Below are 20279 nucleotides of genomic sequence, written 5' to 3'. Positions count from 1 at the left end.
TCCCGGGGATATTTCCTGGGATTTTTCATGCCTCTTATCTCCGTCTATGTACCATAATATCAGTCTGTTTCGTTCAGCTGATCTGCCATCTTACGTGGCTTCCGGCCTCATCCTTGGTGACAATCAGCTGATCCTCAATCTCCTGCTTCAGCTCTGTCACATGGGAAATAATTCCAATCAGCTTCGAGCCTTCCGCCATTTCCAGCAATACCTTTACAGCCTGATTTCTGGAATGTTCATCCAAAGAGCCAAAGCCCTCGTCAATAAACATAATATCCAGACTGATGGCCGCAGAGCTTTCCTGGATCTCATCTGCCATTCCAAGGGCAAGAGAAAGCGCTGCCATAAAGGATTCTCCTCCGGAAAGCGTCCGGATCTCCCGCTCTTTTCCGGTAACAGTGGAATACACCATCAGATCAAGACCTCTGTTTTTACCTTCTCCTGCCTTTTCCAGATCATACATACGAAGCTCAAACTGGCCTGCAGACATATCCTGAAATCTGCGGTTGGCCGCGTCCAGAATCTTTTCCAGATAATAACGCTGCACATAGGTTTCCAGATCCATTCTGGAACCGCTGACATTGCCGGAAACAAGGCGGTAAAGATTATCAAGCTTTGCGTGTTCCTCCACCAGACGCTTCCTATCGGTAAGTATTGGAGCAAGGGTATCATAGACAGCCTGATTCTCCTGATATACAGACTTTATCCCGTCCCTGATGCGTCCCGAAGCCTCAAAGATTTTCTCTGCTTCCTCTGCCTGACTACGTTTTTCTTCCAGCACAGGACGCTGTCTTTCTCCGATTGCAGCTCTCATAGACCGTGTGCTGCTTTTTGCCGCTGTCTGTCTGTTGCGGAATGAATTTACATCATTTCTGAACTCTTCAGCAGCATATTTTTCATATATGTCAGTAAGATTTTTCCACTGTTCTTCTGTAAGATTTTTCTCCTGCAAAAGTGTTTCGTAGATTTTTTTCTGCCTGTCTTTTTCTTTTTTTCGTGCGGGCAGCTCTTTCTCATACCGACGGATAAGGGTTTCTGCTTCTGTTTTTTTCTGTCTGGTACATTCTGCTTTATTTCTGGCTTCTTTCAGAACTTCTTCTGTCTGGTTCTTCCTGTTTTCTGCCATATTTCTGGCGTTTTTTGCCTCTTCCTCAGAAGAAAAATCAGAGGATGAGGAATAACCTGCAAGCTCTGATCTGGCTCCTTCCAGCGCCGCCTGTACATTTTTTTCCTGTTCCTGAAAAGTTTCCATATTTTCTTTTAAAGAAGGCTTACGTTTTTCCAGTTCCTCCAGTTTTTCCTGGATTTCTCTTAATGTCTCAGCCTGTTTCTGATACGCAAACTCCTCTGTCTGAACCTGCTGCTTCCACTGCTTTATCAGTTCCCGCGCCTGTCCCGGAGAAAAGCTTTCCGGAAGCTTCGGAATACTCCTGCGCATTTTATCCTGTAATTTCTCAAAATTCTCTCTGAAATCCCGGTCTCTGGCATCTCTCAGATTAGTATTAGACTTTACTTCTCCGGAAAGTGTTTCCTGTTCTTTGCGTAGGCTCTCCGCATCATTTCCAATTTGGTCTATCTTATCCTGAGAAAGCTCTCTGTGCTCTTCTTTTGGAATGCAGGGACTGGGATGCTCTGTTGCTCCGCAGACAGGACAGGGGTTCCCGGGCTTCAGCTCTGCTGCCAGAAATCCTGCCTGAGCATCCAGAAAAGCGCGTCTCAGGGTTTCATATTCCTGCTGTTTTTTCTCATATTTATCCCGGATATCCGCATATTTTTGTTTTAACTCTTCTGCAGTCTCATTATAGCTTTTTATTTCCTTATAAATAATTGACAGCCCTTTGATATCATCCATCATCGTTCCGATCTCACGCATTTTGGACTGACATACAGCAAGCTTTTCTCCTGCGTCAGAAAATGCTTCTGCCTGCTTCCGATATTCTTTTTCCTGAATTTCTGATGCCTCAAAAGCATCTTTTGCTTCTTTTTTCTGCTTTTGAATCTGCAGAAGATTCTTTTCCAGCTTCTGCACTTTTTTGCGGCATTCTCCTATCTGACGGAATAGTTCCAGAGCCTTTTCTGCCTTTTCAGATATGCGGCTGAACTCATCCTGAGCCTGACGCTGTTCCTTCTCCGCTCTTTCTTCTTCCTTCTCTGCCTCCTTTTGTATTTTCAGAAGCTCCGGAAGTTGGCTTTGCAGTTCTCTTAAAGCAGTTTCTGTACTCTCTGCCTCCTTTCTTTTTTCTTCCAGCTGATCACTGGATGCTTTTACTTCCCAGGCCGCCTGGATCTGACCTGCCAGCTGTTCTTTTTTCTCCATTTCAGAGGTCAGTTCTCTGCATTGAGCAAGCTCCTCTTCCGCCTGATCCAGCTGTAAAAAAAGTCCTTGAAGTTGCTGGGCTTCTGTATACTCATCTCTTTTTTTATCCCTGTTTTCTGCCGCTTCACTACAGTCTTTTTCTGCTGTTTGCAGCTTCTTATCCAGAACTCTGCAATACTGGAATAGTGTTTCCAGAAATTCTCCTATTACAACGATCTCCCCGTCTGCAATCTGCTTTTTTAGCTTATCCAGGCTCTCTTCCAGAACCTCTGTCTGCTGCCCAAACTCATCCTGTCCCTGGTTTTCCGCACTGTCTGACAGAAGTTTTACTCTGGCCGCTTCACTCTGACACCGGGTTCTGATATCAGCAATATCCTTTTCTTTTGCCCTTTTTCTGTTCCCCAGCTCCACAGCAATATCCTCGTACATTTCTGTATTAAAAAGCCTGCGGAATATTTTTTTCTTATCATCAGATTTTGCCCTGAGAAGCTCCATAAACTCTCCCTGTGCGATCATGGCTACCTGCATAAACTGATTTTTGGTAAGTCCGATGATCTCCTGGAGCTTCCCATTGGATTCCTTCTGAGGATATTCTGTACCGTCTGGCATGATCAGAGATACAGAACCTGTAATCTCTCTGGTTCCGACACCCTTTGCAGCTCCTCTGGTGATCTTTTTCAGATGTCTGGGCACCCGGCGTACTGTATAAATATCCTGCTCCTGCCCGTCTGTAAATTCCAGTTCCACATATGGCTCAAGCTCCAGTCCTGCATACTGGCTCTGCAGCACAACGCCTTCTTTTTTATTGGATACTGAGCTGGCTTCCCCGTACAGAGCAAAAACGATCGCATCAAAAATCGTTGTTTTTCCGGCTCCCGTATCGCCTGTAACCAGAAAAAGATTCTGGTCTGTTTTTGTAAAATCTATGATTGTTTTCTGTCCGTAGGATCCAAATGCCTGCATGGTAAGTTTTTGCGGTCTCATTCTACTTTACCTCCTGTACTGTGTTCAGTACGTCTCTGAGAATGTTTTTTTCTTCCTCATCCATATCCTTCAGAAATCCGCAGCACAGTTCAAAAGGGTCCTGCAATTCCTGATGTTTTTTCCCCCTGCTGTAGTCCGCTTTCCTCTGATTTTCACGACGGATCTCCAGAAGATATGGAAAGGCAAGCCTCAGTCTGTCCTGCATATCAATAACATCAAGATCTGCTTTATCTGTAAGAATTACAGTCACATAATCCTGACTTTTCTGCTGCAGAACCTCTTCAAGACTTCCTTTTGCCACCCGAACCTGGCGTAAGGGCATAAGAGGAAGAACTGTAATCTCCGGTGCCTTTTCTTTCTCTTTTATGTCCACCATAAGAATCCCTTTCTGCTGTCCTGCCTCGCTTACAGAGCAGGACAGAAGTGTTCCGCAGTAACGGAAAGTTTCCTTTCCCACTTTCATAGACTTATGAATATGCCCCAGGGCCGCATAGTCAAACTGTTCCAGAATATCCGCAGAAATCTGGTCAATATTCCCCACAGTTCGTATCTCCGAGTCCATTCTTTCCACATCGTCCGCAGTTTTTCCCACAGGAAGATAAAACTGATGGCTTACCAGAATATTTCTCTCTTTTTTATTTATAGCTTCTCTTTGGATGAGCTTATGAACCGTCTCGTCATATGAAAAATTATTGCCGTTTTTATCTGTCCCCACGATCATTTTTACCATGGAAGGTTTCACAAAAGGAAGAAGATAAAAATTCACTTTACCATAGGAATCCTGCAGCACAACCTTCTCAATATATTCTCCCTCACGCTGTGGAGGAAGCCCGATCATATGCACCTTCTGTCTGGAAAGCACACTTCGGAAACAGTCTACTCTTGGACCGCTGTCATGGTTTCCGCTGATAGCCATAACAGTCATTTCCGGCGCCGCCTCAGTCAGCTGTCCCATAAAGGAATCAAATACCTGTACTGCTTCTGCTGCCGGAACCGCCTTGTCATAAATATCCCCGGCAATGACCAGTGCGTCCGGTTTCTGCTCCTTTACCATGTCCACGACCTGCCGGAAAATATATTCCTGATCCTCTCTCAGATCCCGGTTCATCAGTTTTAAACCAATATGTAAATCTGACAAATGAAAAATTTTCATATAGCCTCCTTGCTTATAACCGCCAATTCCTGTTGCCAGTAGTGTCACTGTCTGTTTTTACAGCTTTATATACAAAATCCTCCGGTTCTGTCTCCACAGAGCCGAAGGATTTCTCATTTATTTTTGTTTTACTACAGTTATTTACTGCAGACTTCTGTTTTTTCCCCGGCTGTATTCCCCTCCTGTATCCAGGCTTCGCCTGTTTCAGATCTGATCCGGCAGTATATTTTTTATTATTACAATACTGAGATCATCCTCTGTTATCCCGGTATCCTCAGAATGAAGAACCTGATACAGCTCCATGCAGATACTTTTTATTACTAAAAAGGTCCCTGAATACACGGTCCTTGGTTGTGTGTTTTGCAATTTTCAGCAATTTTTCCTCAAGCTCTGCCGAGGTAAATCCTGTTTTACCTTTTGTAGTGGTATGTGTTTTTATACTGGTTTTCTCCATGCGTACCACCACTTATATATATTTGTTTCTTTCATTGTAGCAGACGCTTACAATACTGCCAAGTAAAAAATTTCTTAACTTCTCCGTTCACAGCACTCCGGTCGGAATACCTTGCAAACAGCAGTTCTTAACTTCTGCCACAAACAAAAACTGCTGCAGGCTTCCCTCTTCCGGCAGATTTTGCTCCGGAACTACAGGTTGCTTGCAGCAGTCCTCATCCTTATATTTTTTAATTATGAAAGAATTTCCAGGCAGTTACATCGCTCCCAGAATCTCCCGGGCATTGCGGATACGTTCCTCTGTTGGAGGCTTCACTCCTTCCAACGGATAGGGAATACCCAGCTTCTCCCACTTAAAGGTTCCCAGAATATGATAGGGAAGAACCTCTACTCTCTCCACATTTTTAAGGGTTCTGATAAAATCGACCAGTCTGTGAAGATATGTGTCGTTATCACTTCCGCCCGGCACAAGCACATGGCGGATCCATACAGGCTTGTCCATCTCCGAAAGCTTTTCTGCCATGGCAAGGATATTTGTGTTGGTGCAGCCGGTAAGCTTCACATGCTCTTCCTCATCAATCTGCTTGATATCCAGAAGAACAAGATCTGTATACTTCATCAGCTCCTGCCATTTGGAATAAAAAGGCTCTTTTTCCGTATAAGGGTTGGCGCTGGTATCCAGTGTGGTATGCACGCCGGCTTCCTTTGCCAGACGGAAAAATTCTGTAAGGAAATCGATCTGCAGAAGAGGTTCCCCTCCGCTGACTGTGATCCCGCCTTTATCTCCCCAGTAATTTTTATACCGCAGCGCTTTTTTTAAAAGCTCCGAAGGGGTGTATGCCTGTCCTTCTCCCATCTTCCAGGTATCCGGATTATGGCAGAACTGACAGCGCATAGCACAGCCGCTTAAAAAGATCACATACCGGACGCCCGGGCCGTCAACCGACCCGAAGCTTTCCAGTGAGTGAACATATCCTTTGATCTCTTTGTTGTCCATTCTTACATTTCTGCGTGGCAGGTTCTGGCAATAACGTCCAGCTGCTGCTCTCTTGTAAGGTCGATAAATTTAACTGCGTATCCGGAAACACGGATTGTAAAGTTTGCATACTCTTCTTTTTCCGGATGTTCCATAGCGTCAATCAGCTTTTCTTTTCCAAATACGTTTACGTTCAGGTGATGAGCTCCCTGATCAAAGTATCCGTCAAGTACATGAACAAGATTGTCTGTACGCTCCTCATCACTGTGTCCCAGAGCATCCGGGTTGATTGTCTGAGTATTGGAGATACCGTCAAGAGCATCCTCATAGTCAAGCTTTGCAACAGAGTTCAGGGAAGCAAGAAGTCCGTTCTGCTCTGCGCCGTAGGACGGGTTAGCGCCAGGAGCCAGAGGCTCGCCTGCTTTTCTTCCGTCCGGAAGAGATCCTGTAGCTTTACCATAAACAACATTGGATGTAATGGTAAGGATGGATGTGGTAGGTTTGGAATCACGGTAGGTATGAATGTGTTTCAGCTTTCCGAGGAAAGTAGACAGAAGATTTGTTGCGATCTCGTCTGCTCTGTCGTCATCGTTACCATAGCGTGGGAAATCTCCCTCAACAATAAAGTCTGTTGTAATTCCGTCCTCATCACGGATTGCTTTTACCTTTGCATATTTAATTGCAGACAGGGAATCTACTACATGAGAGAAACCTGCGATACCGGTTGCAAAGGAACGGTCAACCTTTGTATCGATCAGAGCCATCTCTGCTGCTTCATAGTAGTATTTGTCATGCATATAGTGGATCATGTTCAGTGTTCCAACATACAGATGAGCCAGCCAGTCCATCATCTGATCGTATTTCTGAACTACCTCGTCATAGTCAAGATACTCAGAAGTGATCGGCTGATACTGAGGTCCTACCTGCTGTTTTGTCTTCTCGTCAACACCGCCGTTGATGGCATAAAGAAGACATTTCGCAAGGTTTGCACGAGCGCCGAAGAACTGGATCTCTTTACCTGTCTCTGTAGCAGATACACAGCAGCAGATGCTGTAGTCATCGCCCCATACCGGACGCATTACATCGTCATTCTCATACTGAATGGAACTTGTTGTAACAGAAATATTTGCAGCATATTTCTTAAAGTTCTCAGGCAGTCTGGAGGAATAAAGAACAGTAAGGTTCGGTTCCGGAGCCGGTCCCATATCCTCCAGTGTATGAAGGAAACGGAAATCACTCTTTGTTACCATATGGCGTCCGTCAATACCCATACCTGCCACTTCCAGGGTTGCCCATACCGGGTCTCCGGAAAACAGCTGGTTGTAAGAAGGAATACGGGCAAATTTTACCATACGGAATTTCATAACCATATGGTCAACAAGCTCCTGAGCCTCTTTCTCTGTAAGGATTCCTCTCTGAAGGTCTCTCTCAATATAAATATCAAGGAAAGTGGAGATACGTCCAACACTCATTGCAGCTCCGTTCTGAGTCTTGATAGCTGCAAGGTATCCGAAATACAGCCACTGGAATGCTTCTCTTGCATCCTTTGCAGGCTGAGAAATATCAAAGCCGTAGGCCTGAGCCATAGCTTTCATTCCCTGAAGAGCGCGGATCTGGTCAGCGATCTCCTCACGAAGCTGGAAGTCATAGCGTCTCATACCCTGACGGTCGCTTGCTGCAAAATCCTTCTGTTTGCCCTCGATCAGAGCATCGATTCCGTAAAGAGCCACACGTCTGTAATCGCCTACAATACGTCCGCGGCCATAGGTATCCGGAAGACCTGTCAGAATTTTGCTGTGACGGGCAGCCTTCATTTCCGGTGTATAAATGTCAAACACACCCTGGTTGTGTGTTTTAAACTCATAGTTATTAAAAATATCTTTAATTTTGTCGCTTACTTCATAGCCGTAAGTTTCACATGCTTTTTCTGCCATTTTAATACCGCCGTATGGCATAAAGGCACGTTTCAGAGGTTTGTCTGTCTGAAGACCTACAACAGTTTCCAGATCTTTCAGATCCTCGTCAATATATCCGGGACCATACGCGGTAAGAGATGTTACAACCTCTGTCTCCATATCCAGAACTCCGCCCTTTGCGCGCTCTTCTTTCTGAAGCTCCTGAAGCTTGCCCCAGAGTTTATTTGTTGCCTCTGTAGGCCCTTCCAGGAAAGAAGCATCTCCGTCATATGGTGTATAATTCATTTTAATAAAGTTACGTACGTCAATTTTTTCTTTCCAGCGTTTACCGTTAAAACCTTCCCACTGTGAAAATTCTTTCATGATCAGCACCTCTTTCTTGTAAATACAGGTATCATGTCCTGAAGCTTTTTTGTACAGCCAACAGAACTGTTTCGTTAGTTATTTCATGTGAACTTCTGCTGTTCACACCGACAGTTTATACCGCTTTGACAGCTCTGTCAATTATTTAACACATGTTTTCCATAAAGTACAATCCGGGGCTCTCAGACACCTTTAAATGCCTGAAAATCCCCGGATTTTACAATGCTTTTTATATTATTTGTATATTTTGATGTTGGGGCCAGAACCATAAAATGTTATTGAACTTTTGACCCTGACTTCATTATTTCTCCCCCCCGCGACGGAAAATCAGACGGAAGATCAGCCTCACAAATGGCCCACAATAAAACATCTGATAACAGATTGCCATCGGAAAATTCATGGCCCAGGTACGGATCCATGTTCCAAAAGAGGGCTCCTTAAATAATACAGTAGCAATCAGACTCATGACCGGGCACATAATACAGCAGATGCAGATGGAAATCGCATAAGTAATAAACTGCGGTCTGTCTGTTGGCTTCATGATCTTAAACGCCAACATGCCAGCCAGCTTACTGACAAAAAAAAACTCCAGCACAAAAGCAATCGGAGCCATGAATACCAGCTCATGAACAGCGGCAAGGAATGTAAAACCACTTACAGTTCCACCGGTATTCAGCGCAACATTGTATACGATCATTCCATACACCATGACAATAGCCATAACAGCAGTAAAAATCACATCTTCAAATTTGTTTTTTGGCATAAAAAAATCCTCCTTATAATAACGTAAACACTTTTGATTCTTTGTGTTGTTCGTTATCATCCGGAGGATGTGCGTTTCCAATTTTAACCAAATCAAACTGGGTTATATTACCATAGTTCATTCCCTATTGCAAGCACTTTTTGATTCTGCATTATACGATACCTGCGGAATTTAATCTTGCAAAGTAGAATTTACTTTTTCAATTGACCGATACCTTCGGATTGTTCCACACTGTGCACTGCCACGATCCTGTTTTTAACATATTCCTTAAAATATCAGTTCCAAAAATCTGTCTTTGTTTCCAGATTAATATCCTTTGCTTTAAATACAGGATTTTTCCCTGATTTTTTCTGTTTGAAATAATCCTGCATACATCGAAGCGCCGGTTTCGCAAGAAGCACAATTACCGGCAGATTAATAAGCGCCATCAGGCCCATAAGTACATCTGCTGTGTCCCACACTACGCTGAAATCCATAGTTGCTCCCATACATACGATCAGAGCTGCTGCGATACGGAATATATTCATAATCAGTTTTTTCGGTGTTTTATCACAGATGTAGCGAAGTCCCATTTCTGCATAATAAAAATTTCCGATCAGTGTAGTAAATGCAAATAAAAACAGAGCCACTGTAATAAACACAGAACCAACGCTTCCCAGTGAACCTGCCACTGCCTCCTGTACATAAGGCATTCCGGCAATTCCCTCTTCCGGTATCACACCGGAGCACAGAAGCATAAATCCTGTTGCACTGCAGATCACAATTGTATCAATATAAACAGAAAGCATCTGAACAAGTCCCTGCTTTACAGGATGAGACACACCCGCAGAAGCTGCGGCATTTGGAGCAGAGCCCACACCGGCCTCGTTGGAAAACAGACCTCTTTTTACTCCCTGCATGACGGCTGAACCTGCAAATCCGCCGAAAATTGCAGAAATATCAAACGCGCCTTTAAAAATTGATACGATCACTCCCGGAAGAAGATTCAGATGCGTGATCACAATAAACAGAGAAACCGCTATATAAAAGATTCCCATTACCGGGACAATAACCTCTGTAATTTTGGATATGCGTTTGCTGCCGCCAAAAATACAAATGCCAAAAATAACTGCAAGAATCAGACCTATAACAAGTGGTGTTGTTCCTGGCTGATAGAAATCATATCTGCGGAAAGAATCTGAAATGTTAAAAGCAGCAACCATGTTGAAGCCACCCATATAAGTTACAATAAGAACTGCCGCAAACAAAACTCCCAGCCATCTTTTTTTCAGCACAGCCTGAATATAGTATGCAGGGCCTCCGTAAGAGCTTCCGTCAGCAGCTTTTCTTTTATAGATCTGCGCCAGTGTACTCTCAATGAACGCAGATGCGCTTCCCAGAAGCGCGATCAGCCACATCCAGAACATAGCTCCTGCTCCGCCAATGCAAAGAGCTGTGGAAATTCCGGCAATATTCCCGGTTCCCACCCTGGACGCAGTAGAAACCATCAGAGCCTGAAAAGAAGAAATTGATTTTTCATCATCCTTTGGCTCCATAACCACCTTAATGGCTTCTTTCAGCGCTCTGAACTGGACGCCTTTTGTTTTGACGGTGAAATAGATCCCGGCGCCTACAAGCAGGATAATAAGAATATAGCTGTACATCCAGTTGCTCAATGTACCTATAACTTTCCCATACGCCTCAACAATTCCTGAAAACAATTGTCAGTACCTCCTGTTTTTTATTGTGCGTAAAACATGGATATTTTACCATAAAATCAAGGGTTCTGACAAGAAAAAAGAATGAGCAGCGCCGGAAATCATGTCGCATAAACAATAAGCCTGGCCACCCATTCTCAATTATAAGATTTCAGATATTTTGTTATTTCCCGATAATCAGATCATAACTTTCTGCAATCATTCGTTTTATGTCCTGATCCGGAATACTTCCGTCCAGGATCACAGTATTCCAATGTTCTTTATTCTGATGATATCCGGGAATCACGGAATTGTAAGTATTTCTCCAGAAATCTCTCCATTCTGGATCCACCTTGACATTGATCCGCATCTGCCCCTGGTACTCGTACGTCCAGAGAAAAGCTTTTTTATTTTTCTTATACCTTACAAGTATCCAGTTAGGATCATGAAACGGCGTATCCTGATACACCTCGGGAAATGTCATTCCATATTTTAAAATTTCTTCCCGTGTTGTCATCCATTTACCTCTCTATTATTTGCATTTTGTTTCATAGCACACTGATAAACTCTTTTTCTATTCGTTATTTTTCATATACTATTCTCCAAATCGCTTTCCACAATGTTTTTCATGCAGTTTTCCTGTGCAATAAAAGCAGCGCCCGCCATACTATTATTTCTTGTTTTAACAGGTATGATTTTAAGATTTGAATACAAATTTGAATGTATCAGATTTTCCAGCTTCTTCTGAGCCAGTTCTAAAAGTTCCGGATAGTCGAGAATCATTGCGCCCCCCACCAGAATATAATTTGTATTGTACATGTAAACCAGATTCCGTAATAAAATCGATAAATCTGCCGCAGTTTTATGAACAAATTCCAACGCCCATTTTTCCTGACATCTGTATGCTTTAAAAATCTGCTCTACCCGGCTGATATCCACACCCATTTCCTGACATTCTTCAATCAGGCTGTTATGTGTCAATGTTGTCTGTACACAGCCTCTCTGCCCACAGTCGCATTTTCTTCCATCAGGATGGATAATTACATGACCGACTTCTCCAAACGCATTATCACTTCCCCTGATAATCTCCCCGTGAAACATTACAGCTGAACCAACGCCCATTCCTATGGATAAATATGTAACATCCTGACTCAGCAATTTTTTGTCCTGATGGACCACGCTGGTAATTGCCGCTTTCATATCGTTTTCCATATAAACGGTTTTTCCAAGCATTGCCTGGGCCATCTTCCCAAATTCTGTATGGTTCCATCCAAATTGTGGGGCAAAATAAATATCGCCTTTTTTATAATCTACATTTCCGATACAGGAAATGCCAACAGCCTGAATTTTTTCCTCTGTATACGGGGTTGTTTCATAGATATTTATTATCATTTTCTGAATTAACTGTATAATTTCTTCGGGCGTATAACTTCTATCCTGAAGTTCCAGAGTTTTCGTCACGAGTATTCTGTCAAAAAAATCCATAACACATACCCATAAATTATCAGAATCTATGGAAACACCTATGGTTATAATACTGTCTGGTACTAATTTAAGTTTTATTCCTTTCCGGCCGACATTATCTGTATCTATAGAATCATCTTTTCTGACCAGCCCTTTTAATATTAAATTTTCGACAATTCTTGAAATACTCGTAGGGCTCATATGGGTAAGCTTTGCAATCTTTGCCTGTGATATATCCTCATTTTTATTTGCCCTGATAATTTCAAGAACCATTTTTTCGTTATTATTTTTTAAATTTTGCTGATTCTGAACTTTAATTTTCATAACTTCTGGTCTCCTTCTTCTATCAAAAAGCAAATTAAATATTTTTACAGATTAATTTTACCATATTATACCATCTTATATCTACTCAATTTTCCCTTTCTCCTGCATATACTTCCAAAATTGATACAATTTGCATATGAAAGAAAACATGCCAAAATACATATAGATATTCCGGCATGTTTTCCCATATTTATTTTTTATCCATATTGCACCATTCAAGGCATGTGAAGGCAACTGTTTTACAGCATGTTACAACATCTTCTGTCTTACATCTTTCATTTGTGCTGTGTGCCAGAGCCGGATTTCCCGGTCCGTAATTTACCACCGGAATCTTCGGAACCCGCATCAGCCAGCCTGTGTCTGTATGAAAACCGGATCCAATTAATTTACTTGTACTGTGTGTTTTTCTTGCATTTTTTTCAAAAACTGATACAAAAGGATGATCCTGAGAAACCTCTGAACAGTCCGCTTCGCAAACCCAGTTTACAACCGGAGGATTTTCCTTTAACCATGGATCTGCCTCGCTGACCTTCTGAATAAATTCTTCAAATTCTTCCTTTACATTCGGTCCCAGCCCAAATATATCTGTCTCCTGCGGAAGAATTTGAATATTAAATGAAAGTTCGCATTCTGCCGGATAACTGGATCTGTGATGACCGCCTTTTATCATCGCAACTTTTACCTGGCAGGGAAGTTTTTCCAACGGATGATTTTTGTCAGGCCGTTTTTCCCATTCCTCATTCAGGTAGTCAATCTGGTCCATAATATAGCGTGCTTTCTTTATTGCATCCACGGGACCGCCCTGAGTCCAGTGAGGCTGCCATTCCTCCAGATGCCCTGTTCTTCCGGTTATTATAATATCTCCCCATGTAATATTGCGGCATAAAAGGCTCACATCCAAATCCGTCGGCTCTCCCATGATTCCGGCATCTATCTGAACTCCCCGTCTTTTCAGCCAGTCAGCCACTGCCAGTACTCCGGTTCCACCGGATTCTTCACATACTACACTGGAAAACCATATATCTCCCTTAGGCCGATTACCTGTTTTTATAATGGCTTCTATTGCAATCAGCTGACTGATCAGTCCGCCCAGTTCATCCACACAACCGCGTCCATACAATACTCCATCTTCAATCTCTGCTGCAAACGGATGGTGTTTCCACCGATCAATATCATCGGCTGCCACAACATCGCAATGCCCGATCAATAAGATAGATTTTCCATGCTCCGGATCCGTTCCCGGCAGCTTTGCCACAATATTGGGACGGTTTTTAAAATTAATTTTGTCTGTATAGCCTGTAATAAATCCGGGCATTCCTCTGTATTCTTCCAGCTGATCCAGCTCAACATCAAAGGTATATATTTCAACGCCTGATTCTTGCAGTCTTGAAATAAGAATCTTTTCACATTCTGCCTCATCATATCCATGATCCCCGGCATATAAGGGATTAACTGGTCTTGATTGAATACATTTCTGCAAAAGCCCGATCAGATCCCCTTTATTTTTTTCAATGTATTCTTCTACTGCCTGCATATTCATTCTCTTATCCTCCTTAATTATCCTCTCTCACTGTACTGACTGCAACTGCAATAATAATGACAATTCCTCTGACAATTGTCTGCTGGTACACGCTAAGTCCATACATTACCAGAGCATTGTCAAGCATTCCCATCATCAGGGCGCCTACAATCGCACCATATACGGAAACCTTTCCTCCCATCATAGAGGTTCCTCCCAGAACAGACGCCGCAATCACAGACGTACCTGAGTCTTCACCCAACGTATATCTTCCTCCGCCAAAACGTCCCGCCCACAGAATACCGGCCAGCGCACACAGCGCTCCCATTAAAGTCATAACCAGCATCTGAATTCTGGCTATATTGATTCCGGAATATTTTGCAGATGTAAGATTTCCCCCAATGGCAATTACCTTTCTTCCAAACGGCATTTTATACATAAGCAAAGCGCCCAGTACAAATATAATCAGCATCCAGATCAGTACAGAAGGCACCGCGCCAATATTGCCTCCTCCGAATACATTAATAAACGTTTTATCTGTAATAGGTACTGACTGAAGATTCGTGATTGTCCTTGCAAGTCCTGTAAAAACAGTTTGTGTCCCCAGTGTTGCAATAAATGGAGGCATTTTTAAATATGCAACTAAAAATCCGTTCAGCATACCGGCTAATACTCCAAACAGAAGTCCTGCGAACACTCCGGCCCATAATCCATATTCCTGTAAAAAAATACCGCAAATTAAAGATGTGCAGGCGACTACGGGACCTGTTGATAAATCTATTAATGCCGCGCCCAGTACAAAGGTCATACCGACAGCCATAATCGCCACAAGGCATGTCTGTCTTAGAATGTTCATAATATTGCTGACGGATGCAAATCCGCTTCCTACATCTCTCAATGTAATTGAAAAAACAAGAAACAGCACGACGAATGCAATATAAATAATTGATTTTTGAATATCAATTCTTTTTTTCATTTTAATCCTCCCTTTACTGTATTTCTTCTGCAAGCTTATCCTGCGTTACTGTCATATAATCCTCATTTGATAATTCGCCTGTTAATTTTCTGCCTTTTAATATAAAGATACGGTTGCAGTTCTGATTAACCTCTTCAATTTCTGACGAGGCAAGAATGACTGCTCCGCCGTTCATTTTAAATTCGTTGATTATTTTCATAATTTCTGTCTTGGCTCCAACATCCACACCATAAGTAGGATCATCCATAAGCAGCACTTTGGGATTCGTTGCCAGCGCTTTGGAAATGACCACTTTCTGCTGATTTCCACCTGACAAATTTTTTACCAAATCATTTCTGCTGTTCGATTTTATATGAATCTTCTCTATATAGTCATCTACTATCCTGCTGCTCTTTGCATCATCAATAAAAAGATGTTTTGTAAGTTTTCCTAACAAAGGCAGCTCTATATTAAATTTTATAGAATGCTCCACACTAAGTCCCTGAAATCTCCTGCTTTCCGGAATCAGGTAAATTCCTGCATTCACTGCATCTGTTGTCGACTTTATTTCAACTTTTTTTCCATCTATATATATTTCTCCGGACATCAGTTTATCCAGTCCAAAAACAGCCCTGAACACTTCTGTTCTGCCGCATCCCTTTAATCCTGCCATTCCAACTACTTCGCCGGAATATATTTTAAAAGACAGGGGATCTTTTATATATTTTGTAGTAATATTTTTCACTTCCAAAATCGGCTGCTCATGTTTTATCTCTGATATACTTCGGGAAAATGCAAGATCTGTCTCTTCCCCGCCAAGCATTGCCTCTATCATCTTTTTCATAGAAACATTTGCCGTTTTATCATGAAGAGTCATAATTCCGTCACGGATAACTGCTATACTGTCGCAATTATCCATAATTTCCTGTAAATGATGGGTAATCAGTATAATAGAAATACCCTCTTCCTTTAATTGCTTTACCATTCTGTAAAATTTATCTGCCTGTTCATTATCCAGAGAAGCAGTCGGTTCATCCATCAGCAGAATCTTCTTTTGTTTAAGGATGGCTTTACATATTTCAACCATTTGCTTATCTGCCGATCCCAGATTCTTTACTTTCTCATCAACTGAAATATGAACGCCATATTTCTGCATAAATTCTGCTGCTTTCCGTTTTTCTTCCCGGACATTAATCATTCCCCTGGCTTTCATTTCATTGTTTAAAAACAGATTTTCCAACACTGACATTTCAGGAATCAGACTCAGCTCCTGAAAAATCATTCCCACCAAACCATAGGATTTATCTGAAATTTCCTTTGTTGTATCAGCTCCAAATATTTCAACCTTTCCTGAGCCGGCATGATATAAACCCTGTATGATTTTTAATAATGTGCTTTTTCCTGCCCCGTTCTTTCCTACAAGTCCGCAAACCTCACCCTTATCCAGAGAAAAATCTATATCTTTTAATACCGGTATCCCATTAAACCCAATACAGATTTTTTCCATATTCAACGCTTTTTCTTTCATGCTCACCTCTCCTAATCCCAGTGCGGCTGATTTAGAATGTGTCAGAGAAGTGTAGCGAACAACACTTTTCTGACACATTGCATAATAACTTTTATATTCTTACCATGATCACTTTCCAACTGCCTTCAGGGCTTCATCCAGGCTCTCCGGTACGTCTGTACCAAATGACCACTGCCACATTTCCCGCATATTGTCCACTGTTACCTGTTTGCCAGGTCCTGATAATTCGTCCGGAACATCCTGTCCCAGAAAATCCTTTGCAAGTCCGACAACTGCTGCCGCTGCATAATAATATGCAGAATCACAGACAATACCGGCAATATTTCCTTCGTTAATCATATCAAGGCAGCAAACCGTATCAAGATCAATCGTTACGATTTTAAAATCTTTCATACCCAGACTCTTTACAATATCCAGAACTTCCAGCGCAGGAGTTGAGAATGTCACAAACATTCCATCTGCCTCAGGATATCGTGCCAATAAACCGCTGGCTACTGAACCTGCGTCGCTGGCTGATTCAATTCCGCCTTCTTCCACAAGTTCAATATCCGGGTACTTTTCTTTAACAGCATCTACAAATGCTCCGTCACGGGTATTAGATACTTCATTTACACTGGAAATAGTAATCGCGAGAATCTCTCCTTCTCCTCCGATTGATTCTGCCAGATAATCCGCAGCCAGAACGCCTTCTTCCGCAAATTCATCTGTTACCATTGTTACATACTGTTTTCCAGCCTCATAATCTTTCGGTTTTGATCCTGTAAATGCAAGCTTGATTCCCGCATCCACAACAGAGTCAAACCTTGATGCGGCTGTATCTGCATCCTGAGGCTGACATACGATTCCATCTACACCCATGGAAATAAAATTTTCCATATTTGCCTGCTGCGTAGCCGGATCCAGTTCACAGGACGCTTCTCCTGCCACTTTAATCCCCAGCGCTTTACATGCATCTTCAAATCCACGCATCTGACCGTATCCAAATTCTGACTCTGTAGGCGTTTCAATAGCAAAGCTTAAATCCATTTCCTTTACTTTTTCAATTTCTTCGGATGACAGCCCCCACTGTTCTCCTGCCCACTCAAAATAATATCCGTCTGCTGCCTCTTCCTCTGCAAACACATTTACAGCAGTTACATTTGCTGTCATAGCGAATGCCAATACCATTGCAATTGCTTTTCTTTTGTTCATCATATAATCCTCCTGCATTTTATAAATTTGCCATGTCCCATTTATTGCGGATTAAACTCTCCTCCTTTCCCATCCGCCATTCTTTTTATTTTTTTACATAAAGTGCACTTTCTTTATTCAAAAGATAAGGTCTGAATAATCCACAGATCATAGACATTGGGAGAACCTCATCTTTTATATCAATATGAAGAATATTTTTCATATACTCCCTTCTTTTTTCAAATCGTTTCCACAGCTGCGGATATTCTTCCATAACCTGCTTTCTGAGCCCGATATCAGCCAATACTATACCGTCCTCTGCATTAGCGCCTCCATAGCCCTGAACGTTTATAATAATATCCATCTGCAGCATCATTCCACTTCTTAAAACAATCCGGGAATCAGGATAAAAAGGAGATGACATCCACTCCTCTCCGGCCGTATAATGTCCGGGATTCAGTTCCCATCTGTAAATATTTTTTGGTAAAATTTCTTCTGTTTTTTTATATATTTCAGCAGCCTCCACTCCTGCTCCAATACTGGAATACCAGCTTGCCAGAGCTTTATAATACGGTATTGCCACTGCTTCCAGGTAATTCTGTTCTTCCTCCTTTAGCTGATTCTTATTCTCAACAGCATATCCACATCTATGAGACAGGCCGCCCCTTAATCCCATCGTAAATGTAACTCTGTCTCCTCTGCATATTTCTCTGTTTCTTGGCGATACTACTGCATTGGAAAATCTCTCTCCGGCTGCACATATCGTCTGCACAGACAGAGGCTGTCCATACGCTGACAGCCTGTCTGCCAGTTCCAGTTCCGTTTTTCCCGGTTCTATATTGTTCATTACCTGATAAATACAAAATGAAGCCAGCGATGAACCATATTCATAATGTGCAATTTCATTGGCGTTCACCTGTATTCTCACTCCATATAAGGGATGAATGAAAAGATCCGTTGCATTACATACAGCATCCTGACCGCAAATCCTTTTTACTCCATCCACTATAAAAGAAGGAACATCATAAAACTGTGAAGTATCCTCGTTTTTTGGCGTAAATAATTTCCATCCTGTAATACCAACCTTCTTCCCCTCTTTGATACCTGTATGTCTTAATAATTGAGTCCATGTATAAGAGGATTCCATAGGTTGATTTGGAAGCGAAAAATATGGCACATGAACAAGTTTCGCTTTAATTCTGGAATACAGCGCCATCTTTTTACTCTCATTTCCCAGCATTAAAAATGCTGTTCCATCTTTATGCAGAACCAGAACGCTTTCTTCAAATCGAGGTTCAAATCCTGTAAGATATCCATAATTCGTGCCGTGTTCCCGGTCTGCATATACAACCAGAATGTCCAGATTTCTTTTTTCCATTGCCATAAGAACCTTATTCTTATGTTCCTGCATAGTATCATCTGTCAAATCTACAGGTTCCGGCGCTGCTGTCACCGGAGGATCCGGCACTTTACCAAACAATATTTCCATTTTGTCCTCCCTCATCCTATTACAGTCTTTGCGGCCCCATATATTCCTGCATCATTGCCTAATGATGCTTTTATAATAAGCGCCTTTTTTTTCGATAGCGTAATATATGTATTAAACGATTCCTGTATAATGTCTATCAGATACTGCCCTGCATTTGATACGCCTCCCCCTATAATAAACACTTCCGGGTCTGCTATATAGGCTGCTGCCGCCAGCGCTTTTGCAAGGTATTTCATACAGTGATTAATAATATGTTCTGCCACATTATCACCAGCCTTAGCCGCATTAATAACATCTTCGGCTGTAAACTCTTCTTTCATTCTTAAAGAAGATTCTGCATCGTTTTCCATAAGCAGTTTCTTTGCGTAACGCACGATGCCTGTTGCCGATGCAATCTGATCGACACACCCGACTCCTCCACATGTACATTCTTCTTTTTCATCTGAATTTACTCTTATATGTCCGATTTCACCGCTTAATCCGTTAGCTCCGCAGCATAACTTTCCGTCAATAATAATTGCTCCTCCAACTCCTGTGCCAAGCGTTACCATTCCAATACTTCGATATCCCTGTCCGCTGCCTTTCCATTGTTCTCCCAGTGCGGCGGCATTGGCATCGTTCACCACAGCAATCTCTACATCCGGAAAATATTCTTTTAAAACAGACGCAGGATTAAAGTTGTGCAGATCCAGATTTACACAAACCTCCACAAATCCATTTTCAAGAACAGGACCCGGTATTCCTATCCCAATTCCTCTTAAATCCTTCTTTTCAATGTTCTTATTAATTTCTTCGCAAATCTGTTTCCACATATGAATCCCATGATCACTATAGTCTGTAACAATTGACCATTTTTTGATTAACTGCCCATCCGATAAAAAAATGCCAAATTTTAAATTTGTACCCCCAACATCCACACCCACATATTTTTCCAACTCTTTCCCTCCATTCATTATTTTATTTCTTCTATGGTGTTATTAATTATTGCAAAAAAATTCCTTCTGTGATGTTATATATTATTGCACTTATTATTTGGTTTGTCAATAGCCATTGTCCAATATTTTTATCTGATTTCATTTGATTTCTATTTATTTTCAGATATTATATAATAATAACAAATATATTTTAATTTAAAATTGTCCAAAATCAAAGATGAATATGGAATAAACTCTAAAAATGACTTACAAAAAAGAAAGTCAAAACAGCTATCTCAAAAAATAATAGCTGTT

15 protein-coding genes are annotated in these 20279 nt (G+C 41.8%); all 15 read right to left on the bottom strand.

Translation table 11 applies throughout. The features are described 5' to 3' along the window. Positions 1 to 73: 73 nt before the first annotated feature. Positions 74 to 3301 (bottom strand): AAA family ATPase, encoded by a 3228-nt coding sequence (locus tag NSA57_RS08680; RefSeq protein ID WP_257464596.1) that lies wholly within the window; start codon positions 3299 to 3301, stop codon positions 74 to 76. Position 3302: 1 nt separating this feature from the next. Further along, the gene (locus NSA57_RS08675) at positions 3303 to 4454 is read right to left on the bottom strand and encodes an exonuclease SbcCD subunit D (RefSeq protein WP_257464595.1); all 1152 of its coding nucleotides are present in this window, start codon (positions 4452 to 4454) and stop codon (positions 3303 to 3305) included. A 274-nt stretch (positions 4455 to 4728) separates the two neighbouring features. Then, complete coding sequence (locus NSA57_RS08670) at positions 4729 to 4908, bottom strand: hypothetical protein (protein WP_257464594.1); 180 nt, start codon at positions 4906 to 4908, stop codon at positions 4729 to 4731. A gap of 255 nt (positions 4909 to 5163) precedes the next feature. Further along, a complete protein-coding gene (gene pflA / locus NSA57_RS08665; RefSeq protein WP_257464593.1) occupies positions 5164 to 5904 on the bottom strand; it encodes a pyruvate formate-lyase-activating protein in 741 nt (246 codons plus the stop codon). Between the two features lie 2 nt (positions 5905 to 5906). Continuing rightward, on the bottom strand, positions 5907 to 8162 hold the full coding sequence (gene pflB, locus NSA57_RS08660; protein ID WP_257464592.1) for a formate C-acetyltransferase: 2256 nt from the start codon (positions 8160 to 8162) through the stop codon (positions 5907 to 5909). A 301-nt stretch (positions 8163 to 8463) separates the two neighbouring features. Further along, the gene (locus NSA57_RS08655; protein ID WP_257464591.1) at positions 8464 to 8925 is read right to left on the bottom strand and encodes a DUF2798 domain-containing protein; all 462 of its coding nucleotides are present in this window, start codon (positions 8923 to 8925) and stop codon (positions 8464 to 8466) included. A 275-nt stretch (positions 8926 to 9200) separates the two neighbouring features. Beyond that, positions 9201 to 10568 (bottom strand): alanine/glycine:cation symporter family protein, encoded by a 1368-nt coding sequence (locus NSA57_RS08650; RefSeq protein WP_257464623.1) that lies wholly within the window; start codon positions 10566 to 10568, stop codon positions 9201 to 9203. A 217-nt stretch (positions 10569 to 10785) separates the two neighbouring features. After that, on the bottom strand, positions 10786 to 11118 hold the full coding sequence (locus NSA57_RS08645) for an MmcQ/YjbR family DNA-binding protein (protein WP_138270917.1): 333 nt from the start codon (positions 11116 to 11118) through the stop codon (positions 10786 to 10788). Between the two features lie 71 nt (positions 11119 to 11189). Next, entirely contained in the window at positions 11190 to 12389 is a 1200-nt protein-coding gene (locus tag NSA57_RS08640; protein ID WP_257464590.1) for an ROK family transcriptional regulator, read from the bottom strand. Between the two features lie 190 nt (positions 12390 to 12579). After that, positions 12580 to 13929, bottom strand: coding sequence for a M20 family metallopeptidase (locus NSA57_RS08635; protein WP_257464589.1), 1350 nt, complete (start codon positions 13927 to 13929; stop codon positions 12580 to 12582). 13 nt (positions 13930 to 13942) lie between these two features. Continuing rightward, positions 13943 to 14884, bottom strand: coding sequence for an ABC transporter permease (locus NSA57_RS08630; RefSeq protein WP_257464588.1), 942 nt, complete (start codon positions 14882 to 14884; stop codon positions 13943 to 13945). Between the two features lie 13 nt (positions 14885 to 14897). Further along, positions 14898 to 16391, bottom strand: coding sequence for a sugar ABC transporter ATP-binding protein (locus tag NSA57_RS08625; protein WP_257464587.1), 1494 nt, complete (start codon positions 16389 to 16391; stop codon positions 14898 to 14900). 108 nt (positions 16392 to 16499) lie between these two features. Further along, positions 16500 to 17585 (bottom strand): substrate-binding domain-containing protein, encoded by a 1086-nt coding sequence (locus tag NSA57_RS08620; protein ID WP_257464586.1) that lies wholly within the window; start codon positions 17583 to 17585, stop codon positions 16500 to 16502. An 82-nt stretch (positions 17586 to 17667) separates the two neighbouring features. Next, positions 17668 to 19050: a M24 family metallopeptidase gene (locus NSA57_RS08615; RefSeq protein ID WP_257464585.1), complete on the bottom strand. Its 1383-nt coding sequence runs from the start codon at positions 19048 to 19050 to the stop codon at positions 17668 to 17670. Between the two features lie 11 nt (positions 19051 to 19061). Beyond that, positions 19062 to 19985, bottom strand: coding sequence for an ROK family protein (locus NSA57_RS08610; RefSeq protein WP_257464584.1), 924 nt, complete (start codon positions 19983 to 19985; stop codon positions 19062 to 19064). Between the last annotated feature and the right edge of the window lie 294 nt (positions 19986 to 20279).

This window comes from Blautia caecimuris (genome assembly GCF_024622975.1).
Lineage (GTDB): Bacteria > Bacillota > Clostridia > Lachnospirales > Lachnospiraceae > Blautia_A > Blautia_A caecimuris.
The sequence above is the reverse complement of the archived record's forward strand: the minus strand, read 5'-3'. Positions and strand labels throughout refer to the sequence as shown.